The organism is Pseudomonas sp. IPO3778 (genome assembly GCF_013386825.1).
In the GTDB taxonomy this organism is placed as follows: Bacteria; Pseudomonadota; Gammaproteobacteria; order Pseudomonadales; family Pseudomonadaceae; genus Aquipseudomonas.
Genome location: NZ_JACARC010000056.1, coordinates 22,132 through 47,625 on the forward strand (window position 1 = coordinate 22,132; position 25,494 = coordinate 47,625).

22 protein-coding genes and 3 pseudogenes are annotated in these 25,494 nt (G+C 63.7%); 7 read left to right on the forward strand and 18 right to left on the reverse strand.

Annotated features, from left to right (window positions below):
- The 4 genes from HX855_RS27085 to ribBA form a co-directional block, all read right to left on the reverse strand.
- Nucleotides 1-810, reverse strand: a complete 810-nt coding sequence (locus tag HX855_RS27085) for an ABC transporter permease (RefSeq protein WP_177090862.1) — start codon at nucleotides 808-810, stop codon at nucleotides 1-3.
- Nucleotides 811-816: 6 nt separating this feature from the next.
- The gene (locus tag HX855_RS27090) at nucleotides 817-1,746 is read right to left on the reverse strand and encodes an ABC transporter permease (RefSeq protein ID WP_375140096.1); all 930 of its coding nucleotides are present in this window, start codon (nucleotides 1,744-1,746) and stop codon (nucleotides 817-819) included.
- Nucleotides 1,731-2,756, reverse strand: a complete 1,026-nt coding sequence (locus HX855_RS27095) for an ABC transporter substrate-binding protein (protein ID WP_177090858.1) — start codon at nucleotides 2,754-2,756, stop codon at nucleotides 1,731-1,733. Before HX855_RS27095 ends, HX855_RS27090 begins: the two co-directional genes overlap by 16 nt.
- 226 nt (nucleotides 2,757-2,982) lie before the next feature.
- On the reverse strand, nucleotides 2,983-4,092 hold the full coding sequence (gene ribBA, locus HX855_RS27100) for a bifunctional 3,4-dihydroxy-2-butanone-4-phosphate synthase/GTP cyclohydrolase II (RefSeq protein WP_177090856.1): 1,110 nt from the start codon (nucleotides 4,090-4,092) through the stop codon (nucleotides 2,983-2,985).
- A gap of 69 nt (nucleotides 4,093-4,161) precedes the next feature.
- Between ribBA and HX855_RS27105 the strand changes: the two genes are divergently transcribed.
- Nucleotides 4,162-4,455 carry a DUF1330 domain-containing protein gene (locus HX855_RS27105; protein ID WP_177090853.1) on the forward strand — a complete coding sequence of 98 codons (294 nt, stop codon included), beginning with the start codon at nucleotides 4,162-4,164 and terminating at the stop codon, nucleotides 4,453-4,455.
- A 141-nt stretch (nucleotides 4,456-4,596) separates the two neighbouring features.
- On the opposite strand, the gene HX855_RS27110 is transcribed toward HX855_RS27105, so the two are convergent.
- From HX855_RS27110 to HX855_RS27135, 7 genes and pseudogenes are all read right to left on the reverse strand, one after another.
- Nucleotides 4,597-5,160, reverse strand: a complete 564-nt coding sequence (locus tag HX855_RS27110; RefSeq protein ID WP_177090851.1) for an NUDIX hydrolase — start codon at nucleotides 5,158-5,160, stop codon at nucleotides 4,597-4,599.
- 2 nt (nucleotides 5,161-5,162) lie between these two features.
- Nucleotides 5,163-5,915, reverse strand: a complete 753-nt coding sequence (locus HX855_RS27115) for a GntR family transcriptional regulator (RefSeq protein ID WP_177046610.1) — start codon at nucleotides 5,913-5,915, stop codon at nucleotides 5,163-5,165.
- Nucleotides 5,916-5,989: 74 nt separating this feature from the next.
- Nucleotides 5,990-6,061 (reverse strand): annotated as a pseudogene (locus tag HX855_RS33955) (4-carboxymuconolactone decarboxylase); the annotation flags it as partial.
- Nucleotides 6,062-6,072: 11 nt separating this feature from the next.
- Nucleotides 6,073-6,558, reverse strand: coding sequence for a flavin reductase family protein (locus HX855_RS27120; protein ID WP_177090849.1), 486 nt, complete (start codon nucleotides 6,556-6,558; stop codon nucleotides 6,073-6,075).
- Between the two features lie 12 nt (nucleotides 6,559-6,570).
- Nucleotides 6,571-8,052, reverse strand: a complete 1,482-nt coding sequence (locus tag HX855_RS27125; RefSeq protein ID WP_177090847.1) for an aldehyde dehydrogenase — start codon at nucleotides 8,050-8,052, stop codon at nucleotides 6,571-6,573.
- Nucleotides 8,049-8,882, reverse strand: a complete 834-nt coding sequence (locus HX855_RS27130) for an alpha/beta fold hydrolase (protein WP_177090845.1) — start codon at nucleotides 8,880-8,882, stop codon at nucleotides 8,049-8,051. Before HX855_RS27130 ends, HX855_RS27125 begins: the two co-directional genes overlap by 4 nt.
- Before the next feature lie 42 nt (nucleotides 8,883-8,924).
- Nucleotides 8,925-9,515 carry an amino acid synthesis family protein gene (locus HX855_RS27135; protein ID WP_177090843.1) on the reverse strand — a complete coding sequence of 197 codons (591 nt, stop codon included), beginning with the start codon at nucleotides 9,513-9,515 and terminating at the stop codon, nucleotides 8,925-8,927.
- A gap of 164 nt (nucleotides 9,516-9,679) precedes the next feature.
- Between HX855_RS27135 and HX855_RS27140 the strand changes: the two genes are divergently transcribed.
- Nucleotides 9,680-10,555: a tripartite tricarboxylate transporter substrate binding protein gene (locus tag HX855_RS27140; RefSeq protein ID WP_177090841.1), complete on the forward strand. Its 876-nt coding sequence runs from the start codon at nucleotides 9,680-9,682 to the stop codon at nucleotides 10,553-10,555.
- Between the two features lie 39 nt (nucleotides 10,556-10,594).
- Here HX855_RS27140 and HX855_RS33960 read toward each other — a convergent pair.
- From HX855_RS33960 to HX855_RS27170, 7 genes and pseudogenes are all read right to left on the reverse strand, one after another.
- Nucleotides 10,595-11,131, reverse strand: a pseudogene (locus HX855_RS33960) (methyl-accepting chemotaxis protein); the annotation flags it as partial.
- A 327-nt stretch (nucleotides 11,132-11,458) separates the two neighbouring features.
- Nucleotides 11,459-12,538: pseudogene (locus HX855_RS33965) on the reverse strand (cache domain-containing protein); the annotation flags it as partial.
- Nucleotides 12,539-12,704: 166 nt separating this feature from the next.
- Entirely contained in the window at nucleotides 12,705-14,117 is a 1,413-nt protein-coding gene (locus HX855_RS27150; RefSeq protein WP_177090837.1) for an aspartate ammonia-lyase, read from the reverse strand.
- Nucleotides 14,104-15,093, reverse strand: a complete 990-nt coding sequence (locus HX855_RS27155; protein WP_218176063.1) for a LysR family transcriptional regulator — start codon at nucleotides 15,091-15,093, stop codon at nucleotides 14,104-14,106. Before HX855_RS27155 ends, HX855_RS27150 begins: the two co-directional genes overlap by 14 nt.
- Before the next feature lie 20 nt (nucleotides 15,094-15,113).
- Nucleotides 15,114-16,484 (reverse strand): MFS transporter, encoded by a 1,371-nt coding sequence (locus HX855_RS27160; protein WP_177090833.1) that lies wholly within the window; start codon nucleotides 16,482-16,484, stop codon nucleotides 15,114-15,116.
- 247 nt (nucleotides 16,485-16,731) lie between these two features.
- Nucleotides 16,732-17,454, reverse strand: a complete 723-nt coding sequence (locus HX855_RS27165) for a FadR/GntR family transcriptional regulator (protein WP_177090831.1) — start codon at nucleotides 17,452-17,454, stop codon at nucleotides 16,732-16,734.
- Between the two features lie 56 nt (nucleotides 17,455-17,510).
- Nucleotides 17,511-19,247, reverse strand: coding sequence for an IlvD/Edd family dehydratase (locus HX855_RS27170; RefSeq protein ID WP_177090829.1), 1,737 nt, complete (start codon nucleotides 19,245-19,247; stop codon nucleotides 17,511-17,513).
- A 192-nt stretch (nucleotides 19,248-19,439) separates the two neighbouring features.
- Here HX855_RS27170 and HX855_RS27175 point away from each other — a divergent pair, with 192 nt between their 5' ends.
- From HX855_RS27175 to HX855_RS27195, 5 genes are read left to right on the forward strand one after another with little or no spacing between them, the layout of a single operon-like run.
- Entirely contained in the window at nucleotides 19,440-20,762 is a 1,323-nt protein-coding gene (locus tag HX855_RS27175; protein WP_177090827.1) for an MFS transporter, read from the forward strand.
- Between the two features lie 21 nt (nucleotides 20,763-20,783).
- On the forward strand, nucleotides 20,784-21,776 hold the full coding sequence (araD1, locus tag HX855_RS27180; RefSeq protein WP_177090825.1) for an AraD1 family protein: 993 nt from the start codon (nucleotides 20,784-20,786) through the stop codon (nucleotides 21,774-21,776).
- Between the two features lie 11 nt (nucleotides 21,777-21,787).
- A complete protein-coding gene (locus tag HX855_RS27185; protein ID WP_177090823.1) occupies nucleotides 21,788-23,368 on the forward strand; it encodes an aldehyde dehydrogenase (NADP(+)) in 1,581 nt (526 codons plus the stop codon).
- A 39-nt stretch (nucleotides 23,369-23,407) separates the two neighbouring features.
- Nucleotides 23,408-24,283 carry an SMP-30/gluconolactonase/LRE family protein gene (locus tag HX855_RS27190; RefSeq protein WP_177090821.1) on the forward strand — a complete coding sequence of 292 codons (876 nt, stop codon included), beginning with the start codon at nucleotides 23,408-23,410 and terminating at the stop codon, nucleotides 24,281-24,283.
- A gap of 56 nt (nucleotides 24,284-24,339) precedes the next feature.
- On the forward strand, nucleotides 24,340-25,344 hold the full coding sequence (locus HX855_RS27195; protein WP_177090819.1) for a substrate-binding domain-containing protein: 1,005 nt from the start codon (nucleotides 24,340-24,342) through the stop codon (nucleotides 25,342-25,344).
- Nucleotides 25,345-25,494: the final 150 nt, after the last annotated feature.

Consider the following 25,494-nt stretch of genomic DNA (forward strand, 5'->3'; position numbering starts at 1 on the left):
TCAGAGCCGGGTTTCTGTGCGCCGGCGAACGGCGGCGGCAATCACCATGACCAGCACCGAGAGGCCGATCAGCAACGTCGAGGCGACGGCGATCACAGGCGTCAGGTCCTGGCGCAGGGTGGTCCACATTTTCACGGGAAGGGTTTGCAGGGTCGGGCTGGCCATCATCACGCTGAGTACCACTTCGTCCCATGAGACAAGAAAGGCGAACAGCGCGCCGGCCACCATGCCTGGGCGAATCGCCGGGAACGTCACCTTGAACACCGCCTGCAAGCGCGACGCGCCACAGATCACCGCGGCGTCTTCAATCGACTGATCGAACAGCTTCAGCGAGTTGATGATCGAGATGATGGTGAACGGCAGCGCCACAATGACGTGGCTGACCACAAAGGCGAACATCGTCCCGGTATAGCCGAGCTTGAGGAACAGTGCGTATACCGCCACCGCGATGATCACCAGCGGCACGATCATCGGCAGGGTGAACAGGCCGTAGAGCAGTTCGCGGCCGGGGAAGCGCCCGCGCACCAGGGCGAAGGCGGTGGGCAGGCCCAGCGCCACGGCAAACACCGTGGTCAGCAGCGCGACCTTGAGGCTGGCCACGGCAGCGTTCATCCAGTCGGGGTTGGAGAAGAACTGACCGTACCATTTCAGCGTCCAGCCCGGCGGCGGAAACACCAGCCATTGGGACGAGCCGAACGACAGCAGCACGATGAACACGATCGGCAACAGCAGGAACAGACCAATCACGCCGGTGGTGGTGTACAGGCCCAAGCGCATCCTGCGGCTCATGGCATTGGGAGTCAGGAGCATGACGGCTTACCTCGCGTTGCTGGCGCCAACCGGGGATTCCGGCTGAAGCTTCAGGTAGAAGTAGAACAGCACCAGCGTGATGAAGATCAGCAACGCGGCGCCGGCACTGGCCAGGCCCCAATTGAGGAACGACTGCACCTGCTGAATGATGAACTCAGGCAGCATCATGTTCTGCGCCCCGCCGAGCAGCGCCGGGGTGACGTAGTAACCGAGAGACATCACAAACACCATCAACCCGCCGGAGAACAGCCCCGGCCGGCACAGCGGCAGGAACACCCGGAAGAAGTTGGTCCAGGGGCTGGCGCCGCAGATGGAACCGGCCTGCAGGATCATCGGGTCGATGGCCTGCATGGTCGCCTGCAACGGCAGCACGATAAACGGGATCATGATGTAGCTCATGCCGATCACCACGCCGGTCAGGTTGTGCACCATCTCCAGGGGTTGATCGATGATGCCCATCGCCATCAGCGCCTTGTTGATCACGCCCGAGGCCTGCAACAGCACGAGCCAGGAATAGGTGCGGGCCAGCAGGCTGGTCCACATCGACAGCAGCACGATGTTCAGGATCCAGCGCCCCCAGCCACGAGGCACCAGGGTGATGGCCCACGCCAGCGGAAAGCCCAGCAGCAGGCTGAACAGGGTCACCAGGCCTGCCACCGAAAAGGTGTTGAGCAGCACCCGGGCATAGGCCGAGTTGGCGAACAGCTGTTCATAGTTGCCCAGGCCCGGCACCGGCTCCAGCACGCCGCGCAGCAGCAGGCCGATCAGCGGCGCCAGAAAGAACAGCCCGAGGAACAGCAGGGCCGGGACCAGGTTGCTTGCACCGCGCCAGCGCTGCGCCAGGGACGGCGTTACGGCTTTACCGCCCGCCTGGCCGGCAGCGCCCAGGGCGCTCCCGGTGGGCGTGGTTGCGGTCATTTTCATTTGACTAGCCATTCATTCCACCGTGTCGCAATGGCCGGGCCGTTCTTGGCCCAGTAGGCGAAATCGAGGGTGATCTGGTCCTTGGCATACGCCGTCGGCAGGTTGGGCGCCAGTACCGAATCCAGGCGCTGCACGCTGTCGATGTTCACCGGTGCATAGGCGGTCAGGTTGGAGAAATCTGCCTGGCCTTTGGCACTGCTGGCGCTGGCCAGGAATTTCATGGCCGCCGCCTTGTTTTTCGAGCCTTTAGGGACCACCAGGATGTCGGCCATCACCAGGTTCTGCTTCCAGCTTACGCCCACCGGGGCGCCGTCTTCCTGCAGTGCGTGAATGCGCCCGTTCCAGAACTGGCCCATGCTGACTTCGCCGGAGGCCAGCAGCTGTTGCGACTGCGCGCCGCCGCCCCACCAGACGATGTCTTTCTTGATGGTGTCGAGTTTCTTGAAGGCGCGGTCCAGGTCCAGGGGGTAGAGCTTGTCGGCGGGTACCCCGTCGGCCAGCAGGGCCAGTTCAAGCACACCAGGGCTTGGCCATTTGTACAGCGCGCGTTTGCCGGGGTAGGTCTTGGTGTCGAACAGGGCGGTCCAGTCCTGGGGTTTGCCGGCGCCGAGCTTGCTTTCGTTGTAACCGAGCACGAAGGAGAAGAAGAACGAACCCACCCCGTGGTCAGACACGAAGCGCGGGTCGATCTTGTCGCGCTGGATCACCGAAAAATCGAGGGGTTCGAGCAAGCCTTCGGCAGCGGCGCGCAAGGCGAAGTCGGCTTCCACGTCCACCACGTCCCACTGCACGTTGCCGCTTTCGACCATGGCCTTGAGTTTGCCGTAGTCGGTGGGGCCATCCTGGACCACGGTGATGCCGCTGGCCTTGCTGAACGGGTCGGCCCAGGCCTGCTTCTGCGCGTCCTGGGTGCTACCGCCCCAGCTCACGAAATTGACGCTTTCGGCCGCCAGGGCCGCATGACTGGCCGTGGCCAATAAACCCGCGAACAGCACCGCGGTTGCACGTTTGTTCAACACCATTTTCACGCCCTCATTTGTTTTGTTATTGAGCGGGCTGGGTAATGCCCGCCTATCGGGAGCAGTAGGTCCAACGGGGCCGTTAATCGGGCCCCAAAAGGCGACCGTGCCAAGGGCTGTTATGGGTGCTTTCCCTGGCGGGTGCACTTGGCAAAAACGTTCGGTCTATGGGATGTCATATTATGGTATTCCAAACTTTGTGCAAGCATTTTGCCTTACCCGTTATCCGTCATTCGGTGAAGGGAATGCTCTCGACCACCTCCAGGTCATAGCCGGTCAAACCGGCGTATTTCAGGGGCGGGCCGAGGTGGCGCAACTGGCCGACACCCAGGTCCTGCAAAATCTGCGCCCCGGTGCCGACTTCAGAATAGATGCGTGATTGGGAGCGGCTGAACTGCCGGGGCGCCTGGGTCAGTTGCGGCACCCGCTCCAGCAGCGCCTGGGACGACTCATGATTGGCCAGCACCACCACCACGCCGCTGCCCTCGGCGGCCACACGCTGCAGGGCGGCCCACAGCGTCCAGTTGGACGGGCCGCTGTATTCGGCGCCCACCAGGTCGCGCAGCGGGTCGATCACATGCACCCGCACCAAGGCCGGTTCGTCACGACGCAACTGGCCCATCACCATCGCCATGTGCACACCGCCGTCGATGCGGTCTTCGAAAGTGATCAGGCGGAACGTGCCATGCACCGTCGGCAAGTCCCGTTCGCCAATGCGCACCACCGTGCGTTCGGTGCTCAAACGGTAGTGAATCAGGTCGGCGATGGTGCCGATCTTGATCCCGTGTTGACGGGCGAACACTTTCAGGTCGGGGCGGCGGGCCATGGTGCCGTCGTCGTTCATCACTTCGACGATCACCGACGCCGGCGTATGCCCGGCCAGGCGGGCCAGGTCGCAACCGGCCTCGGTGTGGCCGGCGCGGGTCAGCACACCACCGTCCCTGGCGCGCAGCGGGAAGATATGGCCTGGTTGCACTATATCGGCAGGGCCGGCATTCATGTCGACCGCAGCCGCCACCGTGCACGCACGGTCGGCAGCGGAAATACCGGTGGTCACGCCAACAGCCGCTTCAATGGACACGGTAAACGCGGTACTGAACACACTGCCGTTGCTGGGCACCATCTGTTCCAGGCCGAGGCGCTGGCAATGCTCATCCGTGAGCGTCAGACAGATCAGGCCCCGAGCTTCCCGGGCCATAAAGCTGATAGCCTCGGCGGTGCAGCAGTCGGCAGGCAGCAACAGATCGCCTTCGTTTTCCCGATCTTCGTCGTCCACCAAGAGCACCATCTTGCCCTGGCGGTAGTCTTCGATGATGTCTGCGATGCTGTTGAAGGTCATGTAGCGTGCTCAGGTTGTTGGTTGTATGTATTATGGTATACCACAAAACTTAAACAAGAGGATGTCACGATGAAGGCGTACTGGATTGCCCATGTGAATGTGGCGGATGCTGAGCAATACACGCAGTACACCCAGCGCGCGCCGGCGGCGTTTGCGAAGTTCGGCGGGCGGTTTCTGGCCAGGGGCGGGCGCAGCGCCGCGATGGAAGGCGGGCCGGCGACGCAGCGCAATGTCGTGATCGAGTTCGACAGCTACGACCAGGCGGTGGCGTGCTACGAGTCTGAGGAATATCAGCAGGCGAGGGCACACCGAGAGGGCGTGGCCGAGGCGCAAATCATCATTGTTGAGGGCTTGGCACCCTAGGTTTATCAGGGGGAAGCCGATTCAAGTGTGGGAGCAGGCTTGCTCGCGAAAGCAGGGGGGCAGCCAATACCTCTGGCGACTGACCCACCGCTTTCGCGAGCAAGCCCGCTCCCACAGGTTGAACCGAGTCCGGTCTGAAGATCAGCGGATAAAGTGAATCCTGCCGCTGTCGTCGTTACCGATGTAGATGCCGTAGACCCCGGCCTGGCGTTCCTCGATATAGCGTTCGAGAATCTGCCGGATCGCCGGGTAGTAGATGCTGTCCCAGGGAATGTCCTCAGGGGCAAAGAACTTGTAGTCGAGGGTCTCCGGCCCGAACTGGCCGGTAATCTCCAGCGCGATGGCGCGAAAGATGATGTACACCTCGCTGATCTTCGGCACGCTGAAGATCGAATAGGGCGACACAATCTCCGCTCGCACGCCGCTTTCTTCCCAGACTTCCCGCAGTGCCGCCTGCTCCGTGGTTTCGCCACCTTCCATAAAACCTGCCGGCAACGTCCAGGTGCCCGGGCGTGGCGGGATTGCCCGCTGGCACAGCAGGTACTTGCCCTCCTGCTCAATGATGCAGCCAGCGATAATCTTCGGATTGACGTAGTGGATATAGCCGCAACCCCGGCACATCAGCCGCTCATGGGTATCGCCCGGCGGCAACTGGTGACCTAAATCACTGCCGCCGCATTTCGGGCAAAAGCCGGGGGTGAACACGGTCAGTGACCTATGCGAGGTTCTTTGAGCGCGATGGGCAGGGTGATCTCGGGGATCTTGCCGGTCTCTTCCTGCTTGCGCTTGAGATAATCCAGCGCCACGGCAGCCGCCGCGCGCACATGGTCGACGCACGCCTGGTGGGCCGCGAGCGGGTCGCCGCTCTTGATCGCCTGGACCATGCGTTCCATTTCCTGGTTGCTGGTGCCGCGACGGTTCTCCTGAGACACCGACGTCGCCCGCAAGTAGCTGATACGCGCCTGCAACTGGCGCAACTGGGTGGCGGCGACATGGTTGCCGGAGCCTACCAGCAGTACGTCGTAGAACCCCTGGACCGAGTCGATGACCTGTTGCAGCTCACCGTCCTTGAGGGCCTTGCGGTTTTCCTCGAGGGCTTTCTCCAGCGCCTTGATGTCCTTGGCCTTGGCCCGCAGGGTGAACAACTGCACGATCAAGCCTTCGAGCACGCAACGCAGTTCATAGATGTCGACGGCATCGGCCAGGGTAATGATCGCCACCTGCGGGCCCTTGGCATCGGCAAACTCCACCAGGCCTTCCGATTCCAGGTGACGCAAGGCTTCGCGCACCGAGGTGCGGCTGACACCGAGGCGGTCGCACAAATCGCGCTCCACCAGGCGGTCGCCCGGCAACAGCTGGAAGTTCATGATGGCGCTGCGCAGTTTCTCCAGCACGATTTCGCGCAGGGTAACCGGGTTGTGATTGACCTTGAAGCTGTCGTCGAGTGGCAGGCGTTTCATGGGGTCTGCTCTGAATGGGGCGGTTAACTGGAGGCCTCGGCATCGGCTTGGGCACAGGCTTCAGGGGCCGGCCAGGGCTGATTGAGGGCCAAAATCTTCGGCAAGTTTATCATGCTGCGTTCTTTAAGCGACAAACCCTCACGGCCTCCAGAACACCTCAGGCCAGGGTGGGCAACGGGCCCAGTTTGCCTTTGTGGTAGATCATCGGCGTCACCGGATGCTCGGGCAGGATCAGGTTCTTCACCGCGCCCACAATGATTGCGTGGTCACCGCCGTCATACTCGCGCCACAACTCGCACTCAATGATCGCGGTGGCCTTGGCCAGCAGCGGGTTGCCCAATTCGCTGAGGTGCCACTCGATGCCCTTGGCCTTTTCCTTGCCTTTGCTGGCAAACGCATAGGCTTCCGCGGTCTGGTCGGCAGACAGCAAGTGAATCGCAAAACGCTTGCTGTCACGCAGGATCGGGTAGGTGTCCGATCCATAGTTGGGGCAGAACAGTACCAGTGCCGGGTCAATCGACAGCGCGCTGAACGCACTGGCGGTGATGCCGACGATGCCGCCTTCGGGGTCGAGGGTGGTCACCACCGTGACGCCCGAGGGAAACGAGCTCATGACGTCTTTATAAATGCCGGGTTCGATCATGGTTGGGGTCTCTTAGCGCATCACGAAAGGATCAGGCATCGGGGCCTGGGAAAGGTTGATCCACACCGTCTTCAGCTCGGTGTAGGCCAGCACCGAATCGATGCCGCTTTCGCGTCCATAGCCACTGTTCTTGAAGCCGCCGATGGGCGCCATGGCCGATACCGCGCGGTAGGTGTTGACCCAGATGATCCCCGAGCGCACGTCCCGTGCCAGCCGGTGGGCGCGGCCCAGGTCGCGGGTCCAGATGCCGGCCGCGAGGCCGAACTGCGAGTCGTTGGCGATGGCCAGGGCTTCGGCTTCGTCCTTGAAGCGAATGACCGACGCCACCGGGCCAAACACTTCTTCCTGCATGATCTTCATCGAATTGCGGTCGCACTCGAACAGGGTCGGCTCGTAGAACCAGCCTTCGCCGAGGTTCTGCGGGCGCTTGCCGCCGGTGCGCAGGCGCGCGCCTTCGGCGATGGCATCGGCCACCAGGCCTTCGACCACGGCCAGTTGCTGCGCGGTGGCCATGGGGCCCATTTCGCTGGCGTCGTCTTGAGGGTTGCCGATGCGGATGCGTTGGGCGCGCTCCACCAGACGGTCGACGAACTCGTCGTAGATTTCAGCCTGCACCAGCAAGCGCGAGCCGGAGACGCAGCTCTGCCCGGACGCGGCATAGATGCCGGCAATGGCGCCGTTGATGGCGCTGTCGAGGTCGGCGTCGGCAAAGATGATATTCGGTGATTTGCCCCCCAGCTCCAGGGACAGCTTGGCGAAGTTCTCGGCGCTGCTGCGCACCACATGGCGTGCGGTGGCGGCGCCGCCGGTAAAGGCGATCTTGCGCACCAGCGGGTGGCGGGTCAGGGCGGCGCCGGTGCTGGGGCCATAACCCGTGACCACGTTGACCACGCCCGGCGGGATCCCGGCTTGCAGGGCCAGGCGCGCCAGTTCAAGGATGGTCGCCGAGGCGTGTTCCGACGGCTTGATCACAATGGTGTTGCCGGCCGCGAGGGCGGGTGCGAGCTTGATTGCGGTCAGGTACAGCGGACTGTTCCACGGAATGATCGCCGCGACCACACCCATGGCTTCGTGCACGGTGTAGGCAAACAGGTCGGGCTTGTCCAGCGGCAGGGTGCCGCCTTCGAGCTTGTCGGCCAGGCCGGCGGTGTAGTGGAAAAACTCCGGCAGGTAGCTGACCTGGCCACGGGTTTCGCGGATCAGCTTGCCGTTGTCGCGGCTTTCGAGCTGGGCCAGTTGTTCCTTGTTTTCGGCAATCAGGTCACCGAGGCGGCGCAACAGCTTGCCCCGCGCAGTGGCGGTCAGGCCGCGCCAGGCCGGGCTTTCGAAGGCGCTTTGCGCGGCGTTCACGGCGCGCTCCACGTCGGCTTCGTCTGCGTCGGGCAACTGCGCCCAGGGTTCGGCCAGCGCCGGGTTCAGGCTGTCGAAGGTCTTGCCGGACAGGGCGTCAACCCATTCGCCGCCGATGCACATCTGGAAGCGTTCAAGTGTCATGCCACGATCCCCTTTATCGGGTGTTGTTGGGAGTGTGCCGCTTCAAGGAAGTCCAGCAACAGCTGGTTGACCAGGCGCGGCGATTCGACTGGCATCATATGCCGTTGCTCCGGCAAAACGGCCACGGTCGCACCGGGAATGCGCTCGGCCAGTTGCCGGGCCATCTGCGGTGTGGAGCCGGGGTCCAGTTCACCGGTGGCGACCAGCGTCGGCGCCTGGATGCTGCCCAGGTCGTCGGCGCGGTACATGTCCTGGGTGGCGAACAGTTCATAGGTGGTCAGGTAGCCCTGGGGGTCATTGCCCGCCAGGGTCTGGCGCAAGGCGGCAATCTGCGCCGGGTTGGCAGCCTGGTATTCACGGCTGAACCAGCGCGACAGGGCGGCTTCGGCATTCGCGTCGGGCCCGTGTTCGGCGGCCTGGGCGGTGCGTGCGATCACCCCGGCGCGCTGCTCGGGGCTGCGGTTGAACACACTGTTGAGCACCACCAGGCTTTGCAGGCGTTCCGGGTAGTGCAGGGCAAAGGCGCGGGCCACCAGGCCGCCCATGGAAAAACCGATCACCGTCGCCTGGGGCAATTGCAGGTGATCGAGCAGTTCCAGCAGCTGGTCGGCGTAGCCCAGCAGCGGCGTACCGCTCTGCGGACGCGGGCTGGCGCCATGGCCGAGCATGTCATAGGCAATGACGCGATACCCGGTGGCGAGGCCGACCACCTGGCCGCCCCACATTTCTTTATTCAGGCCCACGCCGTGGATCAAAACCACAGGCTGGCCTTGGCCGGTCGCCAGGTAACTGGTGCCAGCCGGGGTACGTTCAGCGGTGAGCCGAATCATGGAGCGCTCCTGCATGCCTTTTTGTTTGAGTGACGGTCTTGCTTACTGGGCTTTTTCAGCCGCCAGCTCTTCCAGGTCGATGTAGCGATTGCCGATGCGCGGGTGCAGGCGACCACCGTCGGCGCAGCCCAAGACCACCACGATTTCATCGGCGCGGGGCGCGTCTTCAATCTTCATTTCCAGGGTGATGTAGTGGGAGCGCAGGCCTTCGTCATCCTTGTGCATCATCGGAATCTGAATCGAAGTGCCCGGGCCGCCGCGCTTGTTGGTAAAGCTCAGGTAGCTCTTGGCCTTGACCGCTTCACGGTAGTGGTTGCCGAAGCGCAGGGTGTGGATGATTGCCGAGGCGTGTTCGATCTCGCCGTCGGCACCCACCACGGCGGCCTTGCCGTAGGCTTCGATCTTGTCGGCGCCGCCGATAATGCCCACCAGGCGCTCCACCATCAATGCGCCCAGGTCGGAGCAATTGGCGCGGATTTCCGGTTTCAGGTCGTCGACGAAACCGCGGCCCAGCCACGGGTTTTTCAGCACAACGGCGAGGCCAACCATTTTGACCGGCGTGTCCGAGGCTTTGCCGCCTTCGATAAAGGTTTCTTCTACATAGCTGACGATTTTGCGGATTTCGAAACTCATGAACGGCTCCATCGGGTGCGGGTGATTTGCGTATGATGGTATACCATAATACGAGAATCGCAATAGAGTGATGTTCATTGCCCGGCGGGCCAGCTGACAAATGGCTGGTAATCGGCCTGCGCACAGGGTCAAATCCGGGCTTCGTCACTTTCTTCGAGGCCCCCATGCAGTGCGAATCCGCCCCGTTGCGCATCCTTATCGGCTTTTCCCCACGCAGTGCGTCCGACGATTTGTTGCGCAGCATGGCGCCCGCGCTGACTGCTGCGCTGGGCCGTGAAATCCGCATCGAGCTGATGCCCGGTGAACTCGGCGCCATCGCCGCCCGTGCCTTGATCGCCAGCCCCGCAGACGGCAATACACTCCTCGTCGCGACCTTCGGCACCCACGCCATCAACCCCAACCTGCGTGCCGACCTGGGCTATGACCCTTTGCGGGACTTCGCACCGATTTGCCTGGCCACCCGCTCACCGCTGGTACTCGGCACGCGCTTGTCCCTGGGGGTGCACAGCGTGCAGGCGCTGATTGAGTTGGGGGCGCGGCAGACGTTGACGTACGGCAGCTCGGGCGTCGGCAGCGCGCCGTATCTGGCCGGGTTGCTGTTCGAGAAACTGACCGGCGTCACGCTGCTGCACCGGGCTTACCCGGATACCCGCGATCTGTATGTGGCGCTGGAGGAGGGCAGCCTGGACCTGAGCTTCAATAACGCGGCCACCATGCTGCCGCAGGTGCGTGCGGGGCGTTTGCGCGCACTCGCCGTCACCACGCCGGTGCGATGTGCCGCATTGCCCCAGGTGCCCACGCTGGAGGAGGCCGGCTTGAGCGGTTATGGGCTGAATAACTGGCTGGGGTTTGTTGCCCCGGCTGGCACCTCAACCCACGCGATCGCGCGGCTGAACCAGGCCATTGCCGGCGCGTTGAAGGCGCCCGAGACCCAGGCCCTGCTGGGGGAGAACGGTATTGATGAAGTGAGCGGCACCCCGCAGGCGTTTGCCCGTCACCTGGAGGATGAGCTGACGCGCTGGGCGTGGCTGCGTGGCTAGGATTTACGCGCAAACCCTGGCCACGCCTCGTTGCCGGGCTTAGAACTTGAAGCGGCCCACCAAGCCCTTGAGCTGACCGGAAATATCCGTCAACCGCCCGGAGCCGGTCTGTGCGGAATGGGCAAAGCCTTCCACCAACTGGGCATCGGCATGAATCTGCGCGATGTGCCGGTTGATCTCTTCGGCCACCTGGTGCTGTTCCTCGGCGGCCGTGGCGATCTGGGTGTTCTGGTCGCGAATCGAGTCCACCGAGCCACGGATCTTGTCAAAGCTGTCCCGGGCTTGCTGGATGCGTTCCACGCTGGTGTGGGAGACCTGCAGGCTGCCCTGCATCTGCACGGTGACTTCCTGGGTGCGGCGGGCTAGGTTGCCCAGCAGGCTGTCGATCTCGCCGGTGGAGTCGGCGGTGCGTCGGGCGAGGGCACGGACTTCGTCGGCCACCACCGCAAACCCACGGCCCTGGTCACCGGCCCGCGCGGCTTCGATTGCCGCGTTGAGGGCCAGCAGGTTGGTCTGCTCGGCAATCGAACGGATGGTGTCGAGGATGGTGTTGATGTTCTTGCTGTCCTGTTCGAGCAACTGCATGGTCTGGGTCGACTTTTGCAGGTCTTCGCTCAGCTTGAGCACGCTGCCGGTGGCTTCGCCGATGTGCTGCTGGCCATCGTGCACATCCCGATAACCCTCGTCGGCGCTCGAGGCCGCCGCGCTGCATGACCGTGCGACTTCGTTGGCGGTGGCCACCATTTCGTTGAACGCGGTGCTCACCAGCTCCACGGCTTCACGCTGGCGGCCGGCGGCCTGGTTCATGTTGTGGGCGACTTCGCGGGTGTCGGCGGCGGCGGTTTGCAGGTCGGAGGAGGCGTTGCCGATACGCTGCACCAACTGGGCGATCATGCTCAGGAATTGGTTGAACCAACCCGCCAGGCTGGCGGTTTCGTCCTTGCCCTGGACCTTGAGTTGGCGGGTGAGGTCGCCTTCACCTTCGGCGATTTCCTGCAGGCCGTCGGCCACGCCACGAATCGGGCGCACGATCACGCGGGCGAAGCTGGCCCCCACAATGGCGAAGATTGCCGCCAATGCCGCCGCGATGGCGACGATCAGCCAGGTCAGGCGCGTCGCACCCGCCATCACTTCGTCACGCTTGATCAGGCCGATAAAGCGCCAGCCCAGGCCTTGGGAACTGACCACGTTGGCCATGTACGGCACGCCGTCAATCTCGACCTGGGTCACGCCATCGTCGCGCTTGGCCAGTTCCGCGTAGTTGGGGCCCAGCTCGGCCATTGGCTTGAAGTTGTGCTTGGCGTCGCTCGGGTCCACCAGCACGTTGCCGTTGGCTTCCACCAGCATCAGGTAGCCGCTGTCGCCCAGCTTGATGTTGCGCACCAATTCGGTGAGTTGCTTGAGGGACACATCCAGGCCGACCACACCCAGAATCGTGCCGGCCGTGTCGGCGACGGTGTGCACGGTGCCGATCAGCACCACGTCGTCCGGTGCCCAGTAGTAGGCGCCGGTGCGCACGGTGGTGCCCGGCGCGGCGATGGCGGCTTTGTACCAGGGGCGCACACGGGGGTCGTAGTTGTTCAGTTGGGTGTCGTCGGGCCAACTGGCGTATCCGCCGTCGGCGAGGCCCAGGGACAGGTAGGCGGTGCTCGGGTGGCTTTTGGCGAACTGGTCGAAAATCGTCAGCAGGTCTTTGTTCGTCGGGGTCAGGGGGATTTGCGCGGCGTCGGCGCCGGTGTAGTGCTTGAGGTCCTTGGCCGCGACAACGCGCGGGTCCTTGGCCACATACTCGACGTTCTGGCTGATGCCGTCGAAGAACTGCTTCATGCCATTGTCGATCTGGCGGATCTCGCGACCGCTGCTGTCGAGGAAGTTGGCCAAGGCCCCGTCGCGCACATTCAGCACAACGATTATCGCCACCAGGATGACCGGCAGGCACGCGATGGCCGCAAAGGCCCAGGTCAGCTTCTGCTTGATATTCATGACTTCACCCGCGGGTATTTATAGTTTTGGCAAGGAGAAAACAGTAGCGTCGAGCGTCGCATGTGTTGTTGTGCAGCGGTGCAGCCCATGCGTACCCCCGGTATATCGACTGCGGGGGCACGCACTTGAGGCCAGAGGAAGGGTTTAAGCGGGGAGGCCAGCGATCTCAGTCCTCGAACACAGGCCGTGATGCCCGTTCAATCGCGGCCATGGCTTCGGCCTGGCTCATCAAGCCGGACTCTTCCAGGATCGACAACAGCGAGCGACCTTGCGCCACTGACTGGCGTGCCAGCTGGCTGACGCGGGCGTAGCCCAGTTGCGGCACCAGCGCGGTGGCCACCGCCATGGAGTCGGTCAGGTGCTGCTGGTTGCGCTGCGCATCGGCGGTTATCCCGGCGATGCACTTTTCGCGAAAGCGCTGGATGCCTTGGGTCAGCAGCTCAATGCTGTCGAACACACGGGACGCCACCAACGGCTCGAAGTGGTTGATCTCCAGCTGGCCAGCCTGTACGGCCTGTGCCACCGCCACATCGTTGCCGATGACCGCGAAGCTCAGTTGAATCATCGCCATTGGCAGTACCGGGTTGACCTTGCCGGGCATGATCGACGAGCCGGCCTGGGCTTCGGGCAGCTTCAGTTCGCCGACCCCGCCCACAGGGCCGGACGACAGCAGGGTCAGGTCGGAGGCGATCTTGGCCAGGGACGCCGAGCAGGTGCGCAGTTCGGCGGATACCCGGGAGAACACATCCATGTTCTGCATCGCATCGAAGGCATTCGACGGCGCCTGGTACTCGATGCCCGTGATCTGCACCAAATGCCGGTACACCGAGGCGCGATACGCCGCCGGTGCGCCAAACCCGGTGCCGATAGCGGTGCCGCCCAGGGGCAGGGTGCGCAGCGTGTCTCGTACGTTGGAAAGCTGCGCGCCCAGGCGATGGGTGAGGTCGGCATACCCGGAAAACAGCTGGCCCAGGCGCATCGGCTGGGCGTCCTGCAAACAGGTGCGGCCCAGGTGCAAAACATCGGCAAACTGTTCGGCTTTCTGGTCGAAGCGGGCTGCCAGTTGTTGCACTTCATCGATCAGCGGGCCGAGCATCGCGTAGGTGGCGATCTTCAGCGCGGCCGGGTAAACATCGTTGGTCGACTGCGAGGCGTTCACGTGGTCATTGGGGTGCACCACCTCGTACGAGCCCGGGGCGTGCCCCATCAACTGCTGGGCGCGGTTGGCAATCACCTCGTTGAAGTTCATGTTGGTGGAGGTGCCGCCGGAGCCTTCCAGCAGATCGACGATCAGCGAGTCGTCGCACTGGCCGGCGATCACCTCGCTGCAGGCGTGCACGATGGCTTCGCACTGGGGCAGGGCGATCACGCCACAGGTGTGGTTGGCCAGCGCGGCCGCCCATTTGCACTGGGCGAAGGCATCGCGAAACGCCGGGTAGTGGGCGATGGTCAACGGTGACACGCTGAGGTTGTCGAACCCGCGAACCGAGTTCACCCCATACAACTTGCCGGCTGGAATGTGCACATCACCGACGTAATCGGTTTCCAGTCGTGCGGCGGCAGCATCAAAAGTACTCACGAGCATCACCCTCATCTATTTGAATTAATGCCTCCACTCCTTTGTCCAGGGCCTTGAGCCTGGGCAGGAACGAGTGGAGGATCACATTGCGCGCCGTTTCGCAGGCGTCGGCGAAAAAAGCGCTGTATTCATCGCGTCGCGCCACCAGGTACAGCGAGCGCTGCAGTTGCAGGTCCGGGGTGAGGTGCGCGGTCACTTTGTCCACCCAGGAAGACGCCTGTAAAAAGCACATCGGGCTGGTCACCGCCCAGCCGATGCCCTCCGCGACCATCGAGGTCAACGCATCGGCGTTATCCAGCTCCAGGCGGTTGGGCACCCGTACATTCAGGCTGCGCAGGTGGCGTTCGATCTGCAGGCCAACCTGGGACATCCGGTTGAAACGCACCACCGGCAGCACATTCGCCAACGCCCGTATGTCCTCCACCGTGTTGAGCTCGGTGCGCAGCTGGTTGGGCGTGATCACAAAGTACTTCTCTGAAAACAGCCGGTAGCGAATCACGTCGTTGGCGTCCATCAGCGGGTCGCTGGTGACGATCAGGTCGAGGTCGCGGCGCAGCAGGGATTCGCCTTGTTGCGGGCTGAGCCCCGTGCGAATCGACAACTGCGCGACCTTGCCCAGTAATTGCTTGGTGAACACCGAGCCGCAGGTCGCGGCAAAGGAGTCCACCAGGCCGATGCGCAGGTCCGGGTTCACACCGCGTCCGGCGTCGATCACCTGGGCCTTGAGGTGGGACAGTTCCTCGCTCAACACGGAACCCCGGTTGCGCAAGGCGATGCCAAACGACGTGAGGGCGAGCGGGCGGGTGGTGCGGTCCACGAGCACCACCCCCAGCTCCTCTTCCAGCTGGCGCACCATCTGCGAGACGCCGGACTGGGAAATGCCCATGCGCGCAGCGGCCCCCGACATGCTGCCTTCTTCGGCAACCGCGATGAATACCTGGACCGCATACATGTCGATAAGCCTGTTCGCTGACATCGTCATCCCTCTTCAACGGTTTATTTCGGGGTACGCCCCACGGGGCTGGACAGCGCCGGCGACAAGCCCGGGTCGCTATCGGGCGTGACGCCCGACAAGTCTTCCTTGCTGGTTTCCGGGGCAAACAAGTGGCAGAACACGCCGCCCACGATCAACACGCCGACGCATACGCCCAGCGCCGCGTGAACCCCCACCTGCTGCACCGCCACGGGCAGCAGGAAGGTCGCCACCGCCGAGCCAAACCGGCTCGCGGCCACGGCCAGGCCTATCCCCGAAGCGCGCAGGTGAGTGGGAAACAACTCCGGTGGATAGACAAACTCCAGGTTCACCGCGGCCGCCATCACGCAGGCGAAGAAGCCGAAGGCGAGGATGGTCCCGAGGGGCCCGAAGCCGGCGTAGGCCAGTACCGCCAGGCCCGCGGCGCTCAGGTAGAAGGTGCCGACCAGGAATACGCGTCGGGACAGGCGGTCGATCACCAGCAAGCCGAGCAGGGCGCCGACCAGCAGCAGCACGTTGTAGACCAGCCCACCGACGAACTTGTCCTGCACGTTCAACGCTTCCAGGACTTTGGGCGCGAACGTGCCCAAGGCAAAGAATGGAATCACCTGGCAGGTATAGAACACACAGCCCACCAAGGTGTTCTTGCGCCAGCGCGGGCTTAACAGCTCACCCCAGCTGCCACGCGGTTTTTTCGCACTGGCCTGGGCGACCGGTGCGGGCAGATACACGTTTGGCCCGAACTTGCTGCGCACAATGGCCAGCGCCTCCTCGCTGCGCCCCCGGGCCATCAGCCAGATGGGCGACTCCGGCACCCCCATGCGCAGCGGCAATATCAACAACGCGGGCACGCCACTGAGGGCGAGCATCACGCGCCAGGCATCCGGGCCGATATCGCGCACCGCAAACCCCGCCAGATAAGCCGCCACGTAACCCGCCGCCCAGGCCGCTGCCAGCACGCTGAGCAAACGTCCCCGATATCGGCGGGGCGCGAACTCCGTCACCAGGGATTTGCTCACCACATAGTCAAACCCCAGCACCAGGCCCAACAACAGACGCAGGGCCAGCAGTTGCTCGGGGGAGGTGACAAAGAACTGCGAAGCGGAAATCACCGCGAACAACAACATGTCCCAGGCGAAGATCGTGCGTCGGCCAAATTTGTCTGCAATAGGCCCGGCAAACAGGCTGCCGAGAAACAGCCCGGCCAGGGACGCGGCGCCCAGCAGCCCCATCCACAGCGCCGTCAATTGCAGCGGCCCGGCCGCCATGCTCACGGCGATCCCGATAATGCCCAGCACGAAGCCGTCGCTGAACTGGCCACCCGTGCCGCTGAAAACCGTCCGGATATGGAAGCGGCTCAGGGGAAGGTCTTCGAACGCTACTTGACCACTCATTCGTCTCTCCACTTGCTTTTATATAGGTGTGGGATCCGGTGCATCAGCGCCCGGTGAGAGCGAGTCTAGGGCGACGACTTCACGAAATCAGCAGGCGCCTGGTGAGTATCAAGATAGCTGATATTTGGCGCCGCTTTTCGTGAAGACAGGGCCGAACGTGCCCGTCAAACCGGTGGCCCGGATGAGCGGTACGGTCTGTGAGGGAAGGCAGGAAATGCTTGGCGTGGAGCGCCGAAGGAGGCCCGCGTTACAGCGGGGTCAGCACATTCATCACCGTATCCAGCGCGACGCGGGTGTCATCCAGCTGCACCAGGGAAGCATGCCGGGCGCCGAGGGCGTCGCGGTTCTGGATGGCGGTGAGGATGGCCTTGTGGCGGGGCAGGCTCAGGCCCTGGATGCCCGGGCGGCGGTTGGTGATGTTGATCGACTCGCGCAACGGCAACGAGAGCATGTTGCACATGTAGGCAAGCAGGTCGTTGCGGGTGGCATCGGCAATCGCGCGGTGGAAGTCCAGGTCAGCCTGCAACAGCGCTTCGTGGGTGTTCGCGGTTTCCATGCCCCGGTAGGCTTTTTCGATGGTGGCGATGTCGGCGTCGGTGGCGGTGGTCGCGGCCATGGCGGCGATTTCCGGCTCCAGAATCCGCCGTACACCGGCCAGCGTATTGAAGAATTCGCTGTGGGGCGTCGACTGCATCAGCCAGGACAGCACGTCCGGGTCCAGCAAGTGCCACTGCACCCGGGGGCGGACCACGGCGCCGACCTTCGGCTTGGAAATCACCAGGCCCTTGGCGCTCAGCACCCGAGTGGCCTCACGCAATACGGACCGGCTGACTTTGTATTCCTCGCACAGGCTTGCCTCCATGGGCAACCGTTCTTCCGGCTTGAAGCGCCCGGAAACGATGTGCATGCCCAAGTCCTGAACGATTTGGGCATGCATGCTCTTGCGCGGCTTGGTCGGCTGCTGGTCCATAACAGGAAGGCTACTCTGGCGAAATTGGCGGCATCATAGCATTCCTCCCGTCCCAATTAGTGGGAATGACGCGGCACTTCGGCGCCACGGCAGCCCACCAGGAAGTCGAAGTCGCAGCCCTGGTCTGCCTGCAATACGTGGTTGATATACAACTGCTGGTAGCCCCCGACAATCAACGGCTGGGGCGGCTTCAGGTCGGCCATGCGGGCTGCCAGTTCGGCATCCGGGATGTCCAGGTGCAGGCGGCCGTTGGCGCAATCGAGTTCGATCCAGTCGCCTTCCTTGACCGTGGCCAATGGGCCGCCGGCCGCCGCTTCCGGTGCCACGTGCAGCACCACGGTGCCGTAGGCGGTGCCACTCATGCGCGCATCGGAAATACGCACCATGTCGGTCACACCCTGGGCCAGCAGCTTGGCCGGCAAGCCCATGTTGCCCACTTCCGCCATGCCCGGGTAACCCTTGGGCCCGCAGTTTTTCATCACCAGGATCGAGTTGGCATCCACGTCCAGTTCCGGGTCGTTGATCCGCGCCTTGTACATGTCGAAGTTCTCGAACACCACCGCGCGCCCGCGATGCTGCATCAGTTCGGCGCTGGCCGCCGAAGGCTTGAGCACCGCCCCCAGTGGCGCGAGGTTACCCCGCAGCACACAGATACCGCCGTCGGCGCGGATCGGGTTATCGAGGGTGCGGATCACTTCGTCCTGGCCGTAGATCGGCGCGTCCCGGGTGTTATCGCCGAGGGACTTGCCGTTGACGGTCAAGGCGTTGGGGTGCGGGATCAGGTTGGCTTCACCGAGGCGGCGCAGCACCGCCGGCAGGCCGCCGGCGTAGTAGAACTCTTCCATCAAAAAACGCCCGGACGGTTGCAGGTCGACGATGGTCGGCATGCCACGGCCCATGCGGGTCCAGTCGTCCAGGTCGAGCTCGACGCCAATGCGCCCGGCGATGGCTTTCAAGTGAATCACCGCGTTGGTCGAGCCGCCGATGGCCGCGTTGACGCGGATCGCATTTTCGAAGGCCTCCTTGGTGAGGATCTTCGACAGTTTGAGGTCTTCGCGCACCATCTCTACCGCGCGCATGCCGGACATGTGCGCCAGCACATAACGGCGCGCGTCCACGGCCGGAATCGCCGCATTGTGGGGCAGGGACGTGCCCAGGGCTTCGGCCATGCAGGCCATGGTCGAGGCAGTGCCCATGGTGTTGCAGGTGCCCGCCGAGCGCGACATGCCGCCTTCGGCCGCGAGGAAGTCGTCCAGGGTGATAGTGCCCGCCTTGACCTGTTCGCTGAGTTGCCACACCACCGTGCCCGAGCCGATGTCCTGGCCCTTGTGCTTGCCGTTGAGCATCGGCCCGCCGGTGACCACGATGGTCGGCACGTCGCAACTGGCGGCGCCCATCAGCAATGCCGGGGTGGTTTTGTCGCAGCCGGTCAACAGCACCACACCGTCGATGGGGTTGCCGCGAATGGCTTCCTCCACGTCCATGCTCGCCAGGTTGCGGGTGAGCATGGCGGTGGGGCGCAGGTTCGATTCGCCGTTGGAGAACACCGGGAACTCCACCGGAAAGCCACCCGCCTCAATCACCCCGCGCTTCACATGCTCGGCAATCTGGCGGAAGTGCGCGTTGCAGGGCGTCAGTTCTGACCAGGTGTTGCAGATCCCGATGATCGGTTTGCCATGGAACTGGTGATCGGCAATCCCCTGATTTTTCATCCAGCTGCGGTACATGAAGCCGTTTTTGTCGGCGGTACCAAACCAGCTGGCGGAGCGCAGGACGGGCTTTTTCTCGGACATGGTCTGTTCTCTTATTGTAAGACTATATTGATCTAATCCTGGCTCAACATAGGCGTAAAATCGGCGGTTTGGAAGTATTGTTGATTAAATAGTAATACTATATAGTCCGATTCAACGAGGCTTGGCCCTGGCGTTTTTCTGCGAGAGGCGACCCGCGACGCTCTATAAAAATAACAATCGGAGACTGATCACATGAGCCAGGAACAGCGGCTGATACAGCGCATCACGCTGAAACTGATTCCCTTCCTGATCGTGCTGTACCTGATTGCCTACGTGGACCGCTCGGCCGTGGGCTTCGCCAAATTGCACATGGGCGCAGACGTCGGCATCGGTGATGCGGCGTATGGCTTGGGGGCAGGGCTGTTCTTTATTGGCTACTTCCTGTTGGAAATCCCCAGCAACCTGATGCTCGACCGCTTCGGGGCGCGGCGCTGGTTTGCGCGGATCATGCTCACCTGGGGCGCCATCACCATTGGCATGGCGTTTGTCCAGGGGCCCCACAGTTTCTACGTGATGCGCTTTCTGCTGGGCGCGGCGGAGGCCGGGTTCTTCCCGGGCGTCCTCTACTACATCACCCAGTGGTTTCCGGTGCGCCACCGCGGCAAGATCCTCGGGCTGTTTATCCTGTCCCAACCCATCGCCATGATGATCACCGGCCCCGTGGCGGGCGGCCTGCTCGGCATGGACGGCATCCTCGGCCTGCACGGCTGGCAGTGGTTGTTCATCGTCATCGGTACCCCGGCGATCCTGCTGACCTGGCCGGTGCTGCGTTACCTGCCGGACGGGCCGCACCAGGTCACCTGGATGGACCCGGCCGAGAAGGACTGGCTCACCGCCGAGCTGAACAAAGACCTGCAAGCCTACGGCCAGACCCGGCACGGCAACCCGCTGCATGCCTTGAAGGACAAACGTGTGTTGCTGCTGGCGCTGTTCTACCTGCCGGTGACCTTGAGTATCTACGGCCTGGGCCTGTGGCTGCCGACCCTGATCAAACAGTTCGGCGGCAGCGACCTGACCACCGGCTTCGTCTCGGCGGTGCCCTACCTCTTCGGGATCATCGGTTTGCTGATCGTCCCGCGCAGTTCCGACCGCCTGAATGATCGTTATGGCCACCTCGCGGTGCTCTACGTGCTGGGCGCCATCGGCCTGTTCTTCAGCGCCTGGCTGACGGTGCCGCTGTGGCAACTGGCAGCGCTGTGCCTGGTGGCGTTTGCGCTGTTCTCGTGCACGGCGGTGTTCTGGACCTTGCCCGGGCGTTTCTTTGCCGGTGCCAGTGCGGCGGCGGGCATCGCCTTGATCAACTCGGTGGGCAACCTCGGCGGCTACATCGGCCCGTTCGTGATCGGCGCACTCAAGGAGTACACCGGCAACCTCGCGTCGGGCTTGTACTTCCTGGCCTGCGTGATGGTGGTCGGTGTGGTGCTGACCGCTGTGGTCTATCGGCTGCTGGAGCGCAAGCACGTGCTGGCGCCCGAGCAATTCGCCGCCAGCGCCCGTGGCGCCACGCGTACTTAATCGACAATCAGGAGAACACTCATGGGTCTAGTGCAGTTTGAATTGAACAACGGCGAGCGTCGGGTGGGCGTGGTCGAGGGCGGGCAGGTACGCGAGGTGCACGCCGCACGCTCGGTACGCGACCTGGCACTCGCCGCCATCGAGGCTGGTGTCACTTTGCAGCAGCAGGTCGAGCGCCTTGGCCTCGGGGCCAGCCACGACTATGCCGAATTGCTGGCGGGCCAACGCATCCTGCCGCCCCTGGATCACCCGGACCCGGCGCACATGCTGGTCAGCGGCACCGGCCTGACCCATCTGGGCAGCGCGTCGGCGCGGGACAAAATGCACCAGCAGGCCGGTGACGAGAGCGCGATGACCGACAGCATGCGCATCTTCAAATGGGGCGTGGAGGGCGGCAAACCCGGCGCTGGCCAGCTCGGTGTGCAACCGGAGTGGTTCTACAAGGGCGACGGCGCCGTGGTGGTGCGCCCGGGCCAACCTTTCCCGGTGCCGGCCTTTGCCGAAGACGCCGGTGAAGAGCCGGAAATCGCCGGGCTGTACGTGATTGGCCACGACGGTAAGCCCTATCGGCTGGGCTATGCGGTGGGCAATGAGTTCTCCGACCATGTGATGGAACGCAAGAATTACCTGTACCTGGCCCACTCCAAACTGCGCAGTTGCAGTTATGGCCCCGAGCTGCGCCTGGGCGAACTGCCCCAGCACCTGGCGGGCACCAGCCGTATCGTGCGCAACGGCGAAGTGCTGTGGCAGAACGAGTTTCTCAGCGGCGAAGCCAACATGTGCCACAGCCTGGAGAACCTCGAGTACCACCATTTCAAATACAGCCAGTTCCTGCGGCCAGGGGACGTGCATATCCACTTCTTCGGCACCGCCACCCTGTCGTTTGTCGACGGCATTCGTACCCAGCCAGGGGATGTGTTCGAGATCAGCCAGGCCGAATTCGGCGCGCCCTTGGTTAACGGCATTGCGTGGGTGGACGGCGTCGTCGCCCCCGGTGGCGTAGGCACTCTTTAAAGGAGACAGGCATGACCCCCATTTGCGGCCACAACTACATCAAAGGGCAACGCAGCGCGGCGGGCAGCGTCACGCTTCAAAGCGTCGACGCCACCACCGGCGAGGCGTTGCCCTTTGATTTCTACCAGGCAACGCCCCAGGAAGTCGATGCCGCGGCCAACGCTGCCGCGGCGGCTTACCCGGTGTATCGAACCCTGAGTGCACAGCACCGCGCGTCGTTCCTGGAGGCGATTGCCGATGAGCTGGATGCCCTGGGCGATGACTTCGTCGCCCTGGTCTGCCGCGAAACGGCGCTGCCCGCCGGGCGTATCCAGGGCGAGCGCGGCCGTACCAGCGGGCAGATGCGGCTGTTCGCCAAGGTGCTGCGTCGCGGTGATTTCTACGGTGCGCGTATCGATCAGGCATTGCCGGAGCGTCAGCCCCTGCCACGCCCGGACCTGCGCCAATACCGCATCGGTCTCGGGCCGGTCGCGGTGTTTGGGGCGAGCAATTTTCCCTTGGCCTTCTCCACCGCCGGTGGCGACACCGCTGCCGCGCTGGCCGCTGGCTGCCCGGTGGTGTTCAAGGCCCACAGCGGCCACATGGCCACCGCCGAACGGGTGGCCGATGGGATCCTGCGGGCGGCCCGCAGCACCGGCATGCCCGACGGCGTGTTCAACATGATCTTCGGCGGTGGTGTGGGTGAGGCGCTGGTCAAGCACCCGGCGATCCAGGCCGTGGGGTTCACCGGCTCGCTCAAGGGCGGTCGCGCCCTGTGTGATATGGCCGCCGCGCGCCCGCAACCGATCCCGGTGTTCGCCGAGATGTCCAGCATCAACCCGGTCATCGTCTTGCCCCAGGCCCTGGAAGCACGGGCGGGCACAATCGCCCGGGACCTGGTGGCCTCGGTGGTACAAGGCTGCGGCCAGTTCTGCACCAACCCGGGCCTGGTGATCGGCATTGCGTCGCCGGCGTTCCGCGCCTTCACCCATCAGGTCGCCCAACTGATGGGCGGCCAGCCGGCGCAAACCATGCTCAACGCCGGCACCTTGCACAGCTATGGCAAAGGCTTGGACACGCTGCTCGCCCACCCTGGCATCACGCACCTGGCGGGCCAGGCGCAAGGCGGCCATCAGGCGCAGCCGCAGTTGTTCAAGGCGGATCCCAGCCTGCTGATCAACGGCGATGAGGTGTTGCAGCAAGAAGTGTTCGGGCCCACGACTGTGTTCGTGGCGGTCGCCGACCAGGCACAGCTCAGCGCCGCGTTGCACGGCCTGCACGGCCAACTGACGGCGACGATCATTGGCGAGCCGGCGGACTTCACTCAGTTCAGCGAGCTGACGCCGCTGCTGGAGCAAAAGGTCGGCCGCATCCTGCTCAACGGCTACCCCACCGGGGTCGAGGTGGGCGATGCCATGGTCCACGGCGGGCCTTATCCGGCAACGTCCGATGCCCGTGGCACCTCCGTAGGCACCCTGGCCATCGACCGTTTCCTGCGGCCCGTGTGCTTCCAAAACTACCCTGATAGCCTGCTCCCCGACGCGCTGAAGAATGCCAACCCCTTGCGCATTCAGCGTCTGGTGGATGGGCAGCCGTCTCGCGAGGCGCTGTAACCCTTACCCCCTGAGAACAACAAGAAAACCGGAGGTTTCATGTCGTGGACCGCAGTCACCCCGCACCGAGCGCGACTGGGAGAAGGCCCGTTCTGGGACGGGCCGGGCCAGGCGCTGTATTGGGTGGACATCATTGGCCAACAGGCATTGCGCCTGAAGGACGGGCACCTGCATGCCTGGCAACTGCCGGAGCCCGTCTCGGCGTTTATCCCGTGTGCCAGCGGTGATGCCCTGGTGACCCTGAGCAGTGGCGTGTACCGGCTCGACCTCGACTCGGCGCAGAACGATCCCCGCCTGACCTTGCTCTGCGTCGCCGACCCGCACCCGGGCAACCGGGCCAACGAAGCCCGTTGCGACGCCCGGGGCCGGCTGTGGCTGGGCACCATGCAGAACAACATCGGTGCCCAGGGTGAAGACCTGCCGGTGCTGCGGCGTTCCGGCGGCTTGTTCCGGGTGGATGTTGACGGGCAGGTCACGCCGTTGCTGCAAGGCCTGGGGATTCCCAACACCTTGCTGTGGAACGACGACGCCACCCACGTGCATTTCGGCGACAGCCTGGACGGCACGCTGTATCGGCACGGGATCAGCGACGACGGCCAGCTTGAACCGGCCCACCTGTGGTTCGGGCCCCACCCCCGTGGCGGGCCGGACGGCTCGGCCATGGACGCCGAAGGCTGTATCTGGAATGCCCGCTGGGACGGCAGTTGCCTGCTGCGATTGACCCCGGAGGGCGAAGTCGACCGGGTGATCGAGTTGCCGGTCAGCCGCCCCACCAGTTGCGTGTTCGCCGGCCCCGACCTCAAGACCTTGTACATCACCAGTGCCGCCAGCCCGCTGAATCATCCGCTGGACGGTGCGGTACTGGCGATGGAGGTGGATGTGCCCGGGAGAGTCTGCCACCGGTTTGCAGGATAACCAGAAGGCTTCACCGCTGTTTAACGCACTCAAAAACAACAACAAGGAGTCACCCTATGAATCGTCGTCGTGGTATCCGTTCCCTGTGCTGCGCCGCTGTGGCGGTGTCCGCCGTCAGCTTGAGCGGCCTGTTGCTGGCGGCTGAGCCGGTGAAGATCGGCTTTCTGGTCAAGCAAGCGGAAGAGCCCTGGTTCCAGACCGAATGGGCGTTCGCCGAAAAAGCCGGCAAGGACAAGGGCTTTGAAGTGATCAAGATCGCCGTGCCCGATGGCGAAAAAACCCTCTCGGCCATCGACAGCCTGGCCGCCAACGGCGCCAAGGGCTTCGTGATTTGCCCGCCGGACGTGTCCCTGGGCCCGGCCATCATGGCCAAGGCCAAAGCCAATGGTCTGAAAGTGATTGCCGTGGATGACCGGTTTGTCGATGCCAAGGGCAACTTCATGGAAGACGTGCCGTACCTGGGCATGGCCGCCTTTGAAGTGGGCGAGAAGCAGGGCAGCGCCATGGCCACGGAAGCGAAAAAGCGCGGCTGGGACTGGAAAGACACCTACGCGGTGATCAACACCTACAACGAACTCGACACCGGCAAAAAGCGCACCGACGGTTCGGTCAAATCCTTGAAGGCGGCGGGTATTCCAGCCGACCACATTCTGTTCGCCGCCCTCAAGACCCTCGACGTACCCGGCAGCATGGACGCCACCAACTCGGCGCTGGTGAAACTGCCTGGCGGCGCGAAAAACCTGATCATCGGCGGCATGAACGACAACACCGTGCTCGGCGGCGTACGCGCCACCGAAAGCGCCGGCTTTGCCGCGGCCAACGTCATCGGCATCGGCATCAACGGCACCGACGCCATCGGCGAATTGAAGAAAGCCAACAGCGGCTTCTTCGGCTCCATGCTGCCCAGCCCGCACATCGAGGGCTACAACACCGCCAGCATGATGTTCGAGTGGATCACCACCGGCAAGGAACCGCCGAAATACACGGCGATGGACGAGGTCACGCTGATCACCCGGGACAACTTCAAACAGGAACTGGAAAAGATCGGTCTGTGGAACTGACCGACCGCTGACGCTCCCCGGCGGCCCTGGTGACGGGACCGCCTGCGTCCATGAAACAACGCTCATTCCTGTGGGGGCTGTCGAGCTTTAGCGAGGCTGCGATGGCGTCGGCACAGTCGACAGTGAGGGTGCCTGACCCACCGCTATCGC

Coding starts and splice junctions, on each gene's coding strand:
- HX855_RS27130 (WP_177090845.1), bottom strand. CDS start 8,882: ATGATTCGGCTCACCGCTGAACGTACCCCGGCTGGCACCAGTTACCTG.
- HX855_RS27120 (WP_177090849.1), bottom strand. CDS start 6,558: ATGATCGAACCCGGCATTTATAAAGACGTCATGAGCTCGTTTCCCTCG.
- HX855_RS27125 (WP_177090847.1), bottom strand. CDS start 8,052: ATGACACTTGAACGCTTCCAGATGTGCATCGGCGGCGAATGGGTTGAC.
- HX855_RS27185 (WP_177090823.1), top strand. CDS start 21,788: ATGACCCCCATTTGCGGCCACAACTACATCAAAGGGCAACGCAGCGCG.
- HX855_RS27170 (WP_177090829.1), bottom strand. CDS start 19,247: ATGTCCGAGAAAAAGCCCGTCCTGCGCTCCGCCAGCTGGTTTGGTACC.
- HX855_RS27165 (WP_177090831.1), bottom strand. CDS start 17,454: ATGGACCAGCAGCCGACCAAGCCGCGCAAGAGCATGCATGCCCAAATC.
- HX855_RS27085 (WP_177090862.1), bottom strand. CDS start 810: ATGCTCCTGACTCCCAATGCCATGAGCCGCAGGATGCGCTTGGGCCTG.
- HX855_RS27095 (WP_177090858.1), bottom strand. CDS start 2,756: ATGGTGTTGAACAAACGTGCAACCGCGGTGCTGTTCGCGGGTTTATTG.
- araD1 (WP_177090825.1), top strand. CDS start 20,784: ATGGGTCTAGTGCAGTTTGAATTGAACAACGGCGAGCGTCGGGTGGGC.
- HX855_RS27190 (WP_177090821.1), top strand. CDS start 23,408: ATGTCGTGGACCGCAGTCACCCCGCACCGAGCGCGACTGGGAGAAGGC.
- HX855_RS27175 (WP_177090827.1), top strand. CDS start 19,440: ATGAGCCAGGAACAGCGGCTGATACAGCGCATCACGCTGAAACTGATT.
- HX855_RS27155 (WP_218176063.1), bottom strand. CDS start 15,093: ATGTCAGCGAACAGGCTTATCGACATGTATGCGGTCCAGGTATTCATC.
- HX855_RS27160 (WP_177090833.1), bottom strand. CDS start 16,484: ATGAGTGGTCAAGTAGCGTTCGAAGACCTTCCCCTGAGCCGCTTCCAT.
- HX855_RS27195 (WP_177090819.1), top strand. CDS start 24,340: ATGAATCGTCGTCGTGGTATCCGTTCCCTGTGCTGCGCCGCTGTGGCG.
- HX855_RS27090 (WP_375140096.1), bottom strand. CDS start 1,746: ATGGCTAGTCAAATGAAAATGACCGCAACCACGCCCACCGGGAGCGCC.
- ribBA (WP_177090856.1), bottom strand. CDS start 4,092: ATGACCTTCAACAGCATCGCAGACATCATCGAAGACTACCGCCAGGGC.
- HX855_RS27135 (WP_177090843.1), bottom strand. CDS start 9,515: ATGAGTTTCGAAATCCGCAAAATCGTCAGCTATGTAGAAGAAACCTTT.
- HX855_RS27105 (WP_177090853.1), top strand. CDS start 4,162: ATGAAGGCGTACTGGATTGCCCATGTGAATGTGGCGGATGCTGAGCAA.
- HX855_RS27140 (WP_177090841.1), top strand. CDS start 9,680: ATGCAGTGCGAATCCGCCCCGTTGCGCATCCTTATCGGCTTTTCCCCA.
- HX855_RS27115 (WP_177046610.1), bottom strand. CDS start 5,915: ATGAAACGCCTGCCACTCGACGACAGCTTCAAGGTCAATCACAACCCG.